This window comes from Paraburkholderia rhizosphaerae, assembly GCF_004366595.1.
Lineage (GTDB): Bacteria > Pseudomonadota > Gammaproteobacteria > Burkholderiales > Burkholderiaceae > Paraburkholderia > Paraburkholderia rhizosphaerae.
On sequence record NZ_SORE01000010.1, the window covers coordinates 104,790 to 118,349 of the forward strand.

The window sequence follows — 13,560 nt, forward strand, 5'->3', positions numbered from 1 at the left end:
GTTGGCGTTAGATTTTCTTGACGCGATAGACCGCAAGACTACCACGCCAGTTCACGCCCCAACGCACGGTCTGGCCATCGTGCAGCACGACCCGGTCGAGAATTTCGATGCCCACTTCGGGCGCGAGCGCTTCGAAATCTTTAATCGTCAGCACGCGCACGTTCGGTGTGTTGTGCCATTGATAAGGCAGCGACTTCGATACCGGCATCCGACCCTGCATCACCTTAAGCCGATGCGGCCAGTAGCCGAAGTTCGGGAATGACACGATGCATTGCTTGCCGACGCGTACCGTTTCGCGCAGGATCGCGGCGGTCTGGTGAATCGTCTGCAGCGTTTGCGACAGGATCGCGAAATCGAAGCTGCCGTCTTCGAACAGACGCAGTCCGTCTTCGAGATTCTGCTGGATCACGTTGACGCCGTTCTTCGTCGCGGCCAGCACCCCCGCGTCGTTGATCTCGATGCCGTAGCCCTGCACTTCGAGCTCTTCGGTCAGCAACGACAGCAGCGAGCCGTCGCCGCAGCCGAGGTCCAGCACCGTCGCGCGCGGCTCGACCCAGCGCGCGATCGCGCGGAAGTCCACGCGAGTCGAGAGAATGTCGAAGGCTTGCTGGTTCATGCGTTCACCTCGAGCGCGATGCGTTCATAGTAGGCGCGCATCAGGTTGTGATAGCGCGCATCGTCGAGCAGGAACGCGTCGTGGCCGTGCGGCGCGTCGATTTCACCGTACGTCACATGGCGCTTGTGATCGAGCAGCGCCTTGACAAGCTCTCGCGAGCGCGCGGGCGCGAAACGCCAGTCCGTCGTGAAGCTGGCAATCAGATACTTCGCTTTGGTGTGCGCAAGTGCTGCGGTCAGGTCGCCATCGAACGCTTTGGCCGGGTCGAAGTAGTCGAGCGCGCGGGTAATCAGCAAATACGTGTTCGCGTCGAAGTAGTCCGCGAACTTGTCGCCCTGATAACGCAGGTAGGACTCCACTTCGAATTCGACATCGAAGCTGAAGTTGTACGCGTCGAGTGCGCCTTCCGCACGACGCAGCGCACGGCCGAATTTTGCGGCCATGTCGTCATCGGACAGATACGTAATGTGGCCGATCATGCGCGCGACGCGCAGGCCCCGTTTGGGCTTCACGCCGTGCGCGTAGTAGTCGCCGCCGTGAAAGTCCGGGTCCGACAGGATCGCCGAGCGCGCGACTTCGTTGAACGCAATATTCTGCGCGGACAGTTTCGGTGTGGACGCAACCACGATGCAGTGCGCGACGCGCTCCGGGTACATCGTGCTCCACGCGAGCGCCTGCATGCCGCCGAGGCTGCCGCCCATCACCGCGGCGAAGCGCTCGATGCCGAACGCGTCCGCGACGCGCGCCTGCGCATTCACCCAGTCTTCGACGGTGACGACCGGAAAGCTCGCGCCATACGGCCGCCCGGTCGACGGGTCGATGCTCATCGGTCCGGTCGAGCCGAAGCACGAGCCGAGATTGTTCACGCCGATCACGAAGAAGCGGTTCGTATCGAGCGGCTTGCCGGGGCCGACCATGTTGTCCCACCAGCCGACATCCTTCGGATTGTCCGCGTACACGCCCGCCACATGATGCGATGCGTTCAGCGCGTGGCAGACGAGCACCGCATTGCTGCGTGCGCTGTTGAGCGTGCCGTAGGTTTCGACCATCAGGTCGTAGCCGGCGAGCGAACTGCCGTTCTGCATCTGCAGCGGCTCGGGGAAATGCATTTTCTGTGGAGCGACGATCCCGATCGATTCCATTTATTCCGCCTGTGGCAACGACTGGACGGCTAAACGGTGTCGGCGATGCGCAAAAGAGGCGATGTGTGCGCGCTGACGACCTCTTTAGCCGCATTTATGTGAACCGCGGACAGTGTTGTCCGCGAGGTTCGCGCGCCCGCAATCGAGTCAGCAAATCGGCGCGTTGTTGCAACGTTAAAGCGTCATTCGTTGCAACGATCAGACGAAGAGTATAGCGGAAAATCCGCTGCGGCTGCGTCGGCAGGCGCATCAGTGCCGCTGCGTCATTGCAGGATCAGCAGCAGTTGTGCATCCGCGTGCTCGCCCGGTGCGCGCGCGAAGCCGCTTCGCACATAGCGATGCCAGCGCCCAATAATGTAGCTAAGCAGCAGATTCGCGCGCACGGCAGGATCGTAGCCAGCCGGCAGCGGCACCGCGATGTCGTCCGTTCCTGTGCCCGGACTCGCCGTCGGCCGGTTCGGCGCGGCGTCCTGACCATCGGCTGCGTCATCATCATCGCCGACGCGTACCGCGCTCGCCGCTGGCACCGCATTGGCGAGGTTGCCGTTCTGCCCGTTCGCCTCCATGATGCCTACCCGCAGGCATTGCTTCAGCGATGTCTCGATGCGTTCCAGTATCTGGTTCACCCGCTCGGTCAGCCGCTCATGCTCGCCGACCAGCGCTTCGCAGGTCAGTACGCGGGTCATGCCGGGGTTTTTTGCCGAGAAATTCAGCAAGGTCAGCGCGATCGCGCGCGCCTGCAGTACGCCGTTCGGCTCCTTCGTCACGATCTGGTTGATCAGGCCGAACAGCGTCTGCTCGATAAACTCGATCAGCCCCTCGAACATTTGCGCCTTGCTCGCAAAGTGCCGGTACAACGCGGCTTCGGAGACGCCGAGACGCGCGGCCAACGCCGCTGTCGTGATCTTTTCGTTTTTCGGCGCTTCGAGCATTGCCGCGAGCGTTTGCAGAATATGCACCCGGCGCTCGCCCGGCTTCAGGCGCGTCGCGCGGGCGCCGTTGCCGTTCGTATCGGCGGCGCTGTGCGGTTCTCCAGGTTGGTCCGGCTGGTCTTCGGTTACGGCCTCGTCATGCTTGCGGATCGGCTGCATGTCTGTCGTCCCTTCAGTCGCGCCGAGCGGTTGCCCAGTCGTAGCGATTTTAACGAACGAATGCGCAGGTCGACATAATGCGGGCGCCCCGTGCCCGGCAACCGCGCCGGACCGCCGTCCGTGCGCGTCCGGCGCGGCAGATGACCGACGATCCACACCGTGCGCAAGCCGAGCCGCTTGTAGCTTTTCAGGTGCCCACGCGTGTCTTCGACGAGGATCGCATCTGCAAGGCGCACGTTCGCCTCGCGCATTGCTTTGCGCAGCATCGCCGGGTCGGGCTTCGCACGCCAGCCGCGGCGATCGCGCATATGCTCGACCGCGATCACGCGCTCGAACAGCCGCTCGATGCGCAATTCCGCCAGCACCGCGCGAGCGTAGGCCTGCGGGCCGTTGGTCAGCACGATCTTGCGGCCCGGCAGCGCGGCGATCAGACGCGCGAGGCCGCGTTCGCTGCGCAGCATCGTGCGCAGATCGGGGAATGTGTGCACGACTTTCAGGAAATCGTGAGGGTCGACCGGGTGATGGCGCGTCAGACCCAGCAGCGTCGCGCCGTAACGTTGCGTATAGCCGACGCGCAGTCGGTCGGCTTCCTCATGTTCGACTTGCAGCGCATCGATGATGTACTGCGTCATCGCGGTGTTGATCGCGGGGAAGATTGCGTGGGATGCGCGGTGCAGCGTGTTGTCGAGATCGAACAGCCAGACCGGGTGGCCGGCCTCGATGCGCGGGCGGCGTTTTTCGTGGGCAGGGCGCATGGTTTGAATAGGTGTACCGGGCGGTCGGCGCTGGCCCGGCGCAGCGGTATGCGATGCTTCGAGCCGCCGGTTTGCGCGGCAGGTGAACACGCGAACGACTGCGCCGTTGCGCGAAGGCATCAGTATGACGCGTATCTTGCGTGTTGCGGCGTCGGGCCGGGTGTCTGGACTTGCGCTTTGGGCTTGGGGCGACGCGGGACACGGGCGTGATGAATGCGTCGAAGGCGGCGCGGGAAGCCGCGTGGACAGCGGCCTCGCATACCAGCGGATGAGGCCGGCGCGCGGATCAGAAGGTCCGCATGCTGGCCAGGCTCGCGGCGAACTGGATACCGAAGTGCGCAAGCATGCGGCTCAATGCGAGGCTTAGTGCGCGGCCCGATGCGCAGGCCGCCATGCATACCGAATGCGCCGCTCAGTGTGAGCGGATCATCGTGCCGAACGGCTGCTCGGTCAGAATTTCGAGCAGTACCGAATGCTCGATGCGCCCGTCGATGATGTGCACCGAGCGCACGCCGCTCTTCGCCGCGTCGAGCGCCGACGAGATTTTCGGCAGCATGCCGCCCGAGATGGTGCCGTCGGCGAACAGCGCGTCGATTTCGCGCGCGGACAGATCGGTCAGCAGTGTGCCTTCCTTGTCCATCACGCCGGGGATGTTGGTCATCATCACGAGCTTCTCGGCATTCAGCACGACGGCCAGCTTGCCCGCGACGAGGTCCGCATTGATGTTGTACGACAGGCCGTCCTCACCGAAACCGATCGGCGAGATGACCGGAATGAAAGCGTCGTCCTGCAACGCCTTGACGACCGCCGGATTGATCGATTCCACTTCGCCGACCTGGCCGATATCGACGTACTGGCCCGGGTTGTCGCGATCCGGCATCATCAGCTTGCGCGCGTGGATCAGTCCGCCGTCCTTGCCGGTCAGGCCCACCGCGTGGCCGCCGAAGTGATTGATCAGCGTGACGATGTCCTGCTGCACTTCGCCGCCCAGCACCCATTCGACGACTTCCATCGTTTCTTCGTCGGTGACGCGCATGCCCTGGATGAACGTGCCCTGCTTGCCGATTTTCTTCAACGCCTGGTCGATCTGCGGGCCGCCGCCGTGCACGATCACCGGGTTGATGCCGACCAGCTTCAGCAGAATCACGTCGCGCGCGAAGCCCTGCTTCAGACGTTCTTCAGTCATCGCGTTGCCGCCGTATTTGATGACCACGGTCTTGCCGTGGTACTGGCGGATATACGGCAATGCTTCGGCCAGAATTTCGGCCTTCAGCGTGGGCGCGATCTGGGACAGGTCGGAAAGCTCGGACATGGCGGCGGCTCGGCGGGGACAAGTGAAAACAAGGGCGAATTGTACAGGACTGGCGCGCTGCAACAGCGATTTTGGCGTGCCCGGTCGCGGCGCGCGCAGCGCCGATTGCGCAGTGCGCAATCGCGGTTTTTCGACATGCGGCTGACGGTTGCGCCCGTTCTGTCCGGCGCGCGGACGTGGCATCATTTTGTCTTCCCCCGACCGGTTTCATCGTGCCTACATGAATCCGACTGCTACCCGATCGGCCGCCACGTCCGAGGGACCCCAATCGCCACAATCGCGCGAGCCGAAAAGCGGGCGGTGTCCGCGTTGCGGCCGCTCGTTCGACTGCGGGAAAGACGCGCACGCCACCGACTGCTGGTGTCGCGCGATGCCGCCGCTGCCCGCCGACCGGCTGAAGCCGGGCAGCCGCTGCCTGTGCCCGGAGTGCCTCGCGGAGGAAATCGCGCGTGCACAGGATGATCCGGCGGCGGCCGCTGCGACCGGCGATTGACGTTTCGGCATGACGCGCGCGGTGGACTGGCTTCATCTGTTGCGTCAGTGACACAATGACGCGGCGCATTTTCAGGGGCCCGAACCGGCCCTTTCAGCGGTTAAACTGACACGATGCAACGCATCACGGTCACCGGCCGGGTCAATCTCGGACATCTTTTCTGGCTGCGCAGCCTCGCCATCATCGGCCAGCTGCTGACCATCGCGTTCGTCCAGATTTTCGTCGGCGTGACCTTACCGCTGCCCGCGATGCTGCTCGTAATCGGCCTCGAGGTGGTTTTCAACGGCTTTACATGGATTCGCGTCGCGCAGCAGCGGCCCGAGTCGAACCTCGAACTGTTCGGGCAGATCTGGGTCGATCTGGGCGCGCTGTCGGCGCTGCTGTTTCTGTCCGGTGGCACCACCAACCCATTCGTCTCGCTGTACCTGCCATCGCTCGCGATCGCCGCGGCCGTGCTGCCGTGGCACCTGATGATCTGGCTCGCCGCGTTCGCGGTCGCATGCTACGCAGTGCTCGGTTTCGAGTCCGTGCCGCTGAATCTGGACAATCCCGCGAACCTGTTCGACTACTACCGCGCCGGCATGTGGGTGAACTTTACGGTCAGCGTAGGGTTGATCGCGTGGTTCGTCGCGCGTATGTCGCAAGCGCTGCGTCAGCGCGACGCGGCGCTCGGCGATGCGCAACAGCGGCTGCTGCGCGACGAGCGCGCGGTCGCGCTCGGCGTGCAGGCGGCGACGGTCGCGCACGAAATCGGCACACCGCTTTCGACGATTGCGATGCTCACCGAAGAGTTGCGCGACGCGGCGCGTACCGACGCGGCACTGAAACCCTATGCAGCCGATTTCGATCTGCTCGAACAGCAAATGTCGATGTGCACGTCCGCGCTCGCACGGCTGCGCAGCCGCGCATCGACGCCGGGCAGCCGCCAGACGGTCGGCGAGTGGCTCGATTCGTTTATCCAGCAATGGCGGCTGCGCCATCCGCATGTCGAGCTCGACACGCTCGCCGCGGCGCCAGCCGGCGCGGTACTCGACGACACGGTCGCGGTCGGCCAGATCCTGACCATTCTGCTCGACAACGCCGCGCGTGCAAGCCGCGATCACGTCACATTGAAAGCGTCGCTGGTGCAGCCCGAAGGCGTGATCGAATTCGAAGTGTGTGATGCCGGGCCCGGCATCCCTTCATCGCTGCGCGGTTCGCTCGGCTCCGCGCCGGTGGATAGCACACAGGGTGGGCACGGCGTGGGCCTCTATCTCGCGTTTTCAGCGGCGGCGCGGCTAGGCGGCCTGATCGAACTAACTGACGTGCAGGAAAAGCGGCCGCGCGGCACCCGCGCGGTGCTGCGGCTGCCAGTGGCGGCATTCGATTTATCCGGCGCGGGCGCCGCGCCGTCCAACAAGGAGAAGCAGGCATGAGCGACATGAATTTCCTCGTGGTCGACGATGACGAGGTGTTCTCCGGCATTCTCGCGCGCGGTCTCACGCGGCGCGGCTATACGGTGGCTGAGGCGCACAACGCCGACGACGCGATTCGCCTTGCGAACCAGCAGAAGTTCGGCCAGATCACGGTGGACCTGCATCTGGGCAAGGATTCCGGGCTCAATCTGGTGGCGCCGCTGCGCGAATTGCAGCCGAATGCGCGGATGCTGGTGCTGACCGGCTACGCGAGTATCGCGACCGCGGTGCAGGCGGTGAAGGACGGTGCGGATAACTATCTGGCCAAGCCCGCTAATGTCGAGACGATTCTCGCGGCGCTGCAGAGCGAAGCGAGCGCGGTGCAAGCGGAGGAAGCGATCGAGCATCCGACACCGCTGTCGGTCGCGCGGCTTGAATGGGAGCATATCCAGCGGGTGCTAGCGGAGAACGGCGGCAATATCTCGGCGACCGCCCGCGCGTTGAACATGCATCGGCGCACGTTGCAGCGCAAGCTCGCCAAGCGACCGGTCAAGCAGTAGGAAAGCGGGGAGGAAGCGGTCGAAGCCGCTGAAGCGGATGAAGCAGCGGCGGGAGCCGAAGCACCACACCGCAACGAAAAACGGGCGGCTTCTTATGAAGCCGCCCGTCGTGTTCTCAACCAGCGCTCGTTCATGACGGTACTCATGATCGAGCGCACGCCCGGCGCAATCCGCCGGAGCGTGCGAATTACAGCACGTAGCGCGAAAGATCTTCGTCGTCGGCGACTTCGTTCAGCGCGCGATCGACATATGCGGCATCGATCCGCACGCTCTTGCCCGCATGATTGCCCGCCGAGAACGACACTTCCTCGAGCAGCTTTTCGATCACCGTATAAAGCCGCCGCGCACCGATATTCTCAGTCTTCTCATTGACCGAGAACGCGATTTCAGCGAGGCGCCGGATGCCGTCATCGGCGAAATCGAGGTGCACGTCCTCGGTTTCGAGCAATGCCTGGTATTGCTTGACGAGGCTGGCATCGGTGGCGACCAGAATCGCTTCGAAGTCCTTCACCGACAGCGAGTCGAGTTCGACGCGAATTGGGAAGCGCCCTTGCAGTTCCGGAATCAGATCGCTCGGCTTGGCCAGATGGAACGCGCCGCTCGCGATAAACAGGATGTGATCGGTCTTCACCATCCCGTACTTCGTGTTGATCGTCGTGCCTTCGACAAGCGGCAACAGGTCGCGCTGCACACCCTGCCGCGATACCTCGCCGCCGCCGGCTTCGTTGCGCGATGCAATCTTGTCGATTTCGTCGAGGAATACGATACCGTTCTGCTCGACGTTCTGCACCGAGCGCGTTTTGACTTCCTCGTCGTTCAGCATCTTCGACGCTTCTTCGTCGGTCAGCACCTTCAGCGCTTCTTTCACCTTCAGCTTGCGTCGTGTCTTCTTGCCGCCGCCCAGATTCGCGAACATCGAGCGAATCTGTTCAGTCATGTCTTCCATGCCAGGCGGGCCCATGATGTCCATGCCGGAGGCAGGCGTCTCGACGTCCAGTTCGATTTCCTTATCGTCGAGCTGACCTTCGCGCAGACGCTTGCGGAACGTCTGACGCGTTGAACTCGGCTCGTCGTGGTGCTCGGTCGAGCCCGACCCGAAGCCGACCGGACGCGCGCCCGGCAGCAAGATATCGAGGATGCGGTCTTCGGCCTGATCCTGCGCCTTCGAGCGCACCTTGCGCATTTCGGTCTCGCGCGTCTGCTTGACCGAAATCTCCATCAGGTCGCGCACGATGCTGTCGACATCGCGACCCACGTAACCCACTTCGGTGAACTTGGTCGCTTCGATCTTGATAAACGGCGCATCGGCGAGCTTCGCCAGACGGCGTGCGATTTCGGTTTTACCGACGCCGGTCGGTCCGATCATCAGAATATTCTTGGGCGTAATTTCCTGCCGCAGCGGCTCGGCAACTTGCTGACGCCGCCAGCGATTGCGCAGCGCGACCGCGACGGCTTTTTTTGCGCGGTCCTGGCCGATGATGTGCTTGTCGAGTTCCGAGACGATCTCGGCGGGAGTCATGGTGCTCATCGTGGGTCCTTACTCGATCGTCTCGATGACGCGGTTGTGGTTCGTGTAGATGCACATGTCGCCGGCAATTTCCAGCGACTTTTCGACAATTTCGCGCGGCGACAACGGCGTGTTGTCCACCAGCGCCTTCGCCGCGGCCTGCGCGTACGCGCCGCCGGAGCCGATCGCGCAGATGCCGCCTTCCGGGTCGAGCACATCGCCGTTGCCGGTGATCACAAGCGTCGATTGCGCGTCGGCTGCGATCAACATCGCCTCGAGCCGGCGCAGCATGCGGTCGGTGCGCCAGTCTTTCGCGAGTTCGACAGCGGCACGGGTGAGGTTGCCCTGGTGTTTTTCCAGCTTTGCTTCGAAGCGATCGAGCAGTGAAAAGGCGTCGGCCGTGCCGCCCGCGAAACCCACCAGCACCTTGCCGTTATAGATGCGCCGGACCTTGCGCGCGCCGCCCTTCATAACGATGTTGCCGAGCGTCACCTGGCCGTCGCCGCCTAGCGCGACCTGGTCGCCGCGGCGCACTGAGACGATCGTCGTGCCGTGAAATTGCTCCATATGCGTTCCTTTTGCAAACAGGTAAGACGCGATGCCGACATGGCGTCACCGCGAAAATCCGTGACAGCGGACGGCGCGCGACCGTTCTACGACGCGCGCGCGTACAGCGCATTCGGTTTATTTTAGGGCTTGCGAGCCCATATCAAGGGCTGCTTCGACAGGCGCTCAGGAAACTCTGTGCGCAATATCCGAGAATTTCGACAGAAGAAACGGGATTGCCCGGTAATTCATGCGTCATATCGCTAACGGGCACCGGTGAAGCTTACCGTTTGTCGCACGCTCACGCTTCGCTGCGAACACGGCCACCCAGGGACTCAACTGAGGACCATTGCAGGACCACCAAACAAAAGAGGCGCACGAACCCGTGCGCCTCTCAAAAGAAGCAGTGAGAAGGACGCGGACCCCGTGGCCGCGCCTTGCAGATGTTTAGTCGCCGAACAGCTTCTGGCGCAGCTCGCGGCGCTCCTGCGCTTCGAGCGACAGCGTCGCGGTCGGCCGCGCAATCAGGCGCGGGATACCAATCGGCTCGCCGGTTTCTTCGCACCAGCCGTATTCACCGGACTCGATTCGCGCAAGCGATTGCTGCACTTTCTTCAGCAGCTTGCGCTCGCGGTCGCGCGTGCGCAGTTCGAGCGCATGCTCTTCCTCGATCGTTGCGCGGTCGGCCGGGTCCGGCACGATCACGGTTTCGCGCAGATTTTCGGTGGTTTGGCCGGCATTGCGGAGAATCTCCGCCTGCAGCTGCTCGAGCCGGTTCTTGAAGAAAGCGAGCTGATCGTCGTTCATGTAATCCTTGTCGCTCATCTTCAGGATTTCGGCTTCAGTCAAGAGTCGTTTCGTCGTCATCTGGCTTGCTTCTTCAATGTGAGGCAAACGGTGAGATTTGCCCGCACTTTCGTGTTGCCCGCAAAGGCGCTTCAAAGACACTTCGAAGACGCTCAATTCTCGCGCCGGCGAACACGGACGATGGGCTGTCGTGACGCCGAAGCGCCGATGCGGGGCCGAACTCCTCTGGAAACCGATCTACAGATACAGATACTCCCGAGGCGATGCTCCGTTGCAGCGCGCGTTATGAGCCAGCGTGCCTGCCGGCATATCGGCGTGTTACCCGGATAAGATCTTCCGGCGCCGTCGCTGCCCGGCACGTTTGCGCGCTGACCGGGCGATTCATTCTGTTTCTCCAGCGGGGCTGTATTGTAACTGAATCACAACGCAGCCCCGCAATCCGTGGCAATCACTGTCACGACCCCGGATATCGTCAAAATATAACGCGGCAATCGTTAAAAAGCGATGGTCCTGCGTACGTTAGACCGCAGGATCTTCACGTGATTCAGGGCGCCGCTTCCCTATCTACTCCATACTCCGCGCCTCAGGTCCGGGGCGCCGCGCGAACGCGTGTTACCGCACACAAGCGGCACACGAGCTCAGGCAACGTCAGGCAAGGCACGCGTCCAGCCCATCGGTGATCAGATCCTGCGGCAGCTCGATACCGATGAAGACCATCTTGTTGGTCTTCTTCTCGGCCGGTTGCCACTTTGATGCAAGATCGCTGCCCATCATCTGATGCACGCCCTGGAACACGACCTTGCGATCGACGCCCTTCATATACAGCACGCCCTTGTAGCGCAGCAGCCGCTCGCCGTAGATTTGCAGAATACCGCCAAGGAAGTCTTCCAGCTTGTTCGGATCGAACGGCCGATCGCTGCGATACACGAACGATTTGATCTTGTCGTCGTGATGCGCGTGGTGATGGTTATGGTGAGCATGGCTGTGATCGTGGCCTTCGTGATCGCAATGGCCGTGCTCATGGTCGCAGTTTGCGTGGTCATGATCATGTTCGTGCGCATGATCGTGCGCATGATCGTGATCGTGTTCGTCTTCGGCGAGGAAGTCCGGGTCGATCTCGAGCTTCGCGTTCAGGTTGAAGCCGCGCAGGTCGAAAATTTCCTTGATATCGGCGTCGCCAAAGTTCACAACCTTGATCGCGGCCTTCGGATTCATATGCAGCACGCGGTGCCGCAGGTCGTCGAGCGTTGCTTCATCGACCAGATCGGACTTCGTGATGAAGAGCCGGTCAGCGAAGCCGACCTGGCGTTGCACGACCTCGTGCTCGTTGAGCTGATGATTCGCATGCTTCGCGTCGACCAGCGTGATGATCGCGTCGAGCAGGAATTCGTCGGCGATGCTGTCGTCCATGAAAAACGTCTGCGCGACCGGACCCGGATTCGCGAGGCCGGTGGTCTCGATCACGACGCGCTCGAAATCGAGCTTGCCGGCCTGCTTTTGCGCGGCGAGGTCCGCGAGCACGCGTGCGAGGTCGCCGCGGATCGTGCAGCAGATGCAGCCATTGCTCATCTGGATGATCTGCTCATTGGACTCCTGCACGAGAATCTCGTTATCGATGTTCTCTTCGCCGAACTCGTTTTCGATTACGGCGATCTTCATGCCGTGCTGCTCGTTCAGGATGCGCTTGAGCAGCGTCGTTTTACCGCTGCCGAGAAAGCCGGTGAGGATTGTGACGGGGATCATGTTGGTCGCCATATCGTGTCGCCTGTGCTGTTTGTGCGTGGTTCCATCTGATTGAATGAGGCCCACACGTGAATCGGGGGCGGGAACCCGCCGGCCGCGGCGGGGCGGTATCGAGCCGAATATTGAAGCATATCTGCGAGGATGCTGCCGCGCGCCGGTCTGAAACGGAATGCTGGACAACGCGGGTGCCGGCCTGAGTTCGCCAGGAACTACCCCGGCCCGACCCGGCCCGGCGCCCCTGACCGGGGCCGCCGTCACTCGCCTGCCGAAAACACCCAGAACTATGGGCGATCACGCAATTTGCAACAATAGGCCTTTCAGGTATTCACCTTCCGGGAAGGCCGTCAGCAACGGATGGTCGACGCCGGCGCCCAGCCGCTTGAGAATCCGGGCGTCGACACGCGCATCGGCTGCCGCGCCGGCGACGATCTTCTGGAACAGATCAGCATCGATCGCGCCTGAGCACGAATACGTGAACAGCAGCCCGCCCGGGCGCAGCAGCCGGAAGCCGCTCAGGTTGATGTCCTTGTACGCGCGCGCCGCACGGTCGACGTGTTCGCGCGACGGCGCGAACTTCGGCGGGTCGAGCACGATCAGGTCGAAACGTTCGCCGTCGTCGGCCAGGCGCCGCAGCGTCTTGAACGCATCGGCGTCGAGCCAGGCCGCCCGCTGCGCGTCGAAGCCGTTCGCGACGACGTTCTGCTGCGCGAGCGCCAGTGCTTCCCCGGACGAATCGATTGACACGACCCGCTTTGCGCCGCCCTTGAGCGCCGCGAGCGAAAACCCGCCGGTGTAGCAGAAGCAGTTCAGCACGTCGCGCTCATGCGCGAACTGCTGGACAAGCGCGCGGTTGTCACGTTGATCGACATAGAAGCCTGTTTTGTGCCCGTTGTGCACGTCGACGTGGTAGCGCACGCCGTTTTCGTTCGCGATCAGCGTATCCGGCGGCGCGTCGCCAGCGAGCACACCGGTTACCGGCTCGAGGCCTTCCTTGTCGCGAATCGACACGTCGGAGCGCTCATAGATGTTCGGGCAGCCGGTTGCACTGGTCAGCGCGGCGACGATCGCATCCTTCCACGCCTCGACGCCCGCCGCCATAAACTGGCAGACCAGCTGGCCGCGCGCGTCATGATCGTCGGCGATGTAGTAGTCGACGATCAAGCCAGGCAAGCCGTCCGCTTCGCCGAAAATCAGCCGTACCGCGCCGGTATCGCGCACCATCGCCTGCCGGTGCGCGAGCGCGCGCTGCACGCGGCGCTTGAAGAATGCATGGTCGATCGGTTCGGCTTCGTCGAAGCTCCACACACGGGCGCGAATCTGCGAATGCGGGCTCCACGCCGCGCGTGCGAGGAAGCGCCCGTCGTGTGAGCGCACCAGCACCGTGGCGCCAATGCCCGGCTTGCCGTCGACGCGGTCGATCGCGTTCGCGTAGACCCACGGGTGGCGGCGCAACAGCGATTTTTCCTTCGACGGTTTAAGCGTGACGGTATTCATGAGGTTGAGTATTCAGCAGAACAATGTACCTGCGAAGCGCGTGCGAATCGCTCAGGAGTGGTCAGACTGGTGGACACGTTGCGCGCGTGATCCGCTTGCG

The 13,560-nt window shown here is 62.8% G+C and carries 13 protein-coding genes; 3 read left to right on the forward strand and 10 right to left on the reverse strand.

The annotated features are described in order from the left end of the window. Positions 1 to 7 precede the first annotated feature (7 nt). From metW to argB, 5 genes are all read right to left on the reverse strand, one after another. Positions 8 to 616: a methionine biosynthesis protein MetW gene (gene metW / locus BX592_RS14930; RefSeq protein ID WP_134192603.1), complete on the reverse strand. Its 609-nt coding sequence runs from the start codon at positions 614 to 616 to the stop codon at positions 8 to 10. After that, positions 613 to 1,758 (reverse strand): homoserine O-succinyltransferase MetX, encoded by a 1,146-nt coding sequence (metX, locus tag BX592_RS14935; RefSeq protein WP_134192604.1) that lies wholly within the window; start codon positions 1,756 to 1,758, stop codon positions 613 to 615. The genes metW and metX overlap by 4 nt, the downstream gene beginning before the upstream one ends. A 263-nt stretch (positions 1,759 to 2,021) precedes the next feature. Beyond that, positions 2,022 to 2,849 (reverse strand): nucleoid occlusion factor SlmA, encoded by an 828-nt coding sequence (gene slmA / locus BX592_RS14945; protein ID WP_134192606.1) that lies wholly within the window; start codon positions 2,847 to 2,849, stop codon positions 2,022 to 2,024. Next, positions 2,816 to 3,604 (reverse strand): pyrimidine 5'-nucleotidase, encoded by a 789-nt coding sequence (locus tag BX592_RS14950; protein WP_166676360.1) that lies wholly within the window; start codon positions 3,602 to 3,604, stop codon positions 2,816 to 2,818. The genes slmA and BX592_RS14950 overlap by 34 nt, the downstream gene beginning before the upstream one ends. 412 nt (positions 3,605 to 4,016) lie before the next feature. Then, entirely contained in the window at positions 4,017 to 4,916 is a 900-nt protein-coding gene (gene argB, locus BX592_RS14955) for an acetylglutamate kinase (protein WP_134192607.1), read from the reverse strand. A gap of 220 nt (positions 4,917 to 5,136) precedes the next feature. Here argB and BX592_RS14960 point away from each other — a divergent pair, with 220 nt between their 5' ends. The 3 genes from BX592_RS14960 to BX592_RS14970 all read left to right on the forward strand — a co-directional run bounded on the left by BX592_RS14960 (position 5,137) and on the right by BX592_RS14970 (position 7,363). Next, positions 5,137 to 5,409 (forward strand): cysteine-rich CWC family protein, encoded by a 273-nt coding sequence (locus BX592_RS14960; RefSeq protein ID WP_134192608.1) that lies wholly within the window; start codon positions 5,137 to 5,139, stop codon positions 5,407 to 5,409. Between the two features lie 113 nt (positions 5,410 to 5,522). Continuing rightward, positions 5,523 to 6,824, forward strand: a complete 1,302-nt coding sequence (locus BX592_RS14965) for an ATP-binding protein (protein ID WP_134192609.1) — start codon at positions 5,523 to 5,525, stop codon at positions 6,822 to 6,824. Continuing rightward, positions 6,821 to 7,363, forward strand: a complete 543-nt coding sequence (locus BX592_RS14970; protein WP_134192610.1) for a response regulator transcription factor — start codon at positions 6,821 to 6,823, stop codon at positions 7,361 to 7,363. Before BX592_RS14965 ends, BX592_RS14970 begins: the two co-directional genes overlap by 4 nt. 187 nt (positions 7,364 to 7,550) lie before the next feature. Here BX592_RS14970 and hslU read toward each other — a convergent pair whose 3' ends face one another. The 5 genes from hslU to BX592_RS14995 form a co-directional block, all read right to left on the reverse strand. After that, entirely contained in the window at positions 7,551 to 8,891 is a 1,341-nt protein-coding gene (hslU, locus tag BX592_RS14975; RefSeq protein ID WP_134192611.1) for an ATP-dependent protease ATPase subunit HslU, read from the reverse strand. A 9-nt stretch (positions 8,892 to 8,900) separates the two neighbouring features. Beyond that, positions 8,901 to 9,437 (reverse strand): ATP-dependent protease subunit HslV, encoded by a 537-nt coding sequence (gene hslV, locus BX592_RS14980; RefSeq protein WP_134192612.1) that lies wholly within the window; start codon positions 9,435 to 9,437, stop codon positions 8,901 to 8,903. Positions 9,438 to 9,863: 426 nt separating this feature from the next. Then, a complete protein-coding gene (dksA, locus tag BX592_RS14985) occupies positions 9,864 to 10,283 on the reverse strand; it encodes an RNA polymerase-binding protein DksA (protein WP_134192613.1) in 420 nt (139 codons plus the stop codon). Between the two features lie 588 nt (positions 10,284 to 10,871). Then, the gene (locus BX592_RS14990) at positions 10,872 to 11,966 is read right to left on the reverse strand and encodes a CobW family GTP-binding protein (RefSeq protein ID WP_208327904.1); all 1,095 of its coding nucleotides are present in this window, start codon (positions 11,964 to 11,966) and stop codon (positions 10,872 to 10,874) included. Positions 11,967 to 12,257: 291 nt separating this feature from the next. Next, complete coding sequence (locus BX592_RS14995) at positions 12,258 to 13,460, reverse strand: class I SAM-dependent rRNA methyltransferase (protein ID WP_134192615.1); 1,203 nt, start codon at positions 13,458 to 13,460, stop codon at positions 12,258 to 12,260. Positions 13,461 to 13,560 lie beyond the last annotated feature (100 nt).

What these genes read in the sequence shown, in the direction of transcription:
- dksA (WP_134192613.1), bottom strand. Translation starts at nt 10,283, where the DNA reads ATGACGACGAAACGACTCTTGACTGAAGCCGAAATCCTGAAGATGAGC.
- argB (WP_134192607.1), bottom strand. Translation starts at nt 4,916, where the DNA reads ATGTCCGAGCTTTCCGACCTGTCCCAGATCGCGCCCACGCTGAAGGCC.
- metX (WP_134192604.1), bottom strand. Translation starts at nt 1,758, where the DNA reads ATGGAATCGATCGGGATCGTCGCTCCACAGAAAATGCATTTCCCCGAG.
- BX592_RS14995 (WP_134192615.1), bottom strand. Translation starts at nt 13,460, where the DNA reads ATGAATACCGTCACGCTTAAACCGTCGAAGGAAAAATCGCTGTTGCGC.
- BX592_RS14960 (WP_134192608.1), top strand. Translation starts at nt 5,137, where the DNA reads ATGAATCCGACTGCTACCCGATCGGCCGCCACGTCCGAGGGACCCCAA.
- metW (WP_134192603.1), bottom strand. Translation starts at nt 616, where the DNA reads ATGAACCAGCAAGCCTTCGACATTCTCTCGACTCGCGTGGACTTCCGC.
- slmA (WP_134192606.1), bottom strand. Translation starts at nt 2,849, where the DNA reads ATGCAGCCGATCCGCAAGCATGACGAGGCCGTAACCGAAGACCAGCCG.
- BX592_RS14950 (WP_166676360.1), bottom strand. Translation starts at nt 3,604, where the DNA reads ATGCGCCCTGCCCACGAAAAACGCCGCCCGCGCATCGAGGCCGGCCAC.
- BX592_RS14990 (WP_208327904.1), bottom strand. Translation starts at nt 11,966, where the DNA reads ATGATCCCCGTCACAATCCTCACCGGCTTTCTCGGCAGCGGTAAAACG.
- BX592_RS14970 (WP_134192610.1), top strand. Translation starts at nt 6,821, where the DNA reads ATGAGCGACATGAATTTCCTCGTGGTCGACGATGACGAGGTGTTCTCC.
- hslV (WP_134192612.1), bottom strand. Translation starts at nt 9,437, where the DNA reads ATGGAGCAATTTCACGGCACGACGATCGTCTCAGTGCGCCGCGGCGAC.
- hslU (WP_134192611.1), bottom strand. Translation starts at nt 8,891, where the DNA reads ATGAGCACCATGACTCCCGCCGAGATCGTCTCGGAACTCGACAAGCAC.
- BX592_RS14965 (WP_134192609.1), top strand. Translation starts at nt 5,523, where the DNA reads ATGCAACGCATCACGGTCACCGGCCGGGTCAATCTCGGACATCTTTTC.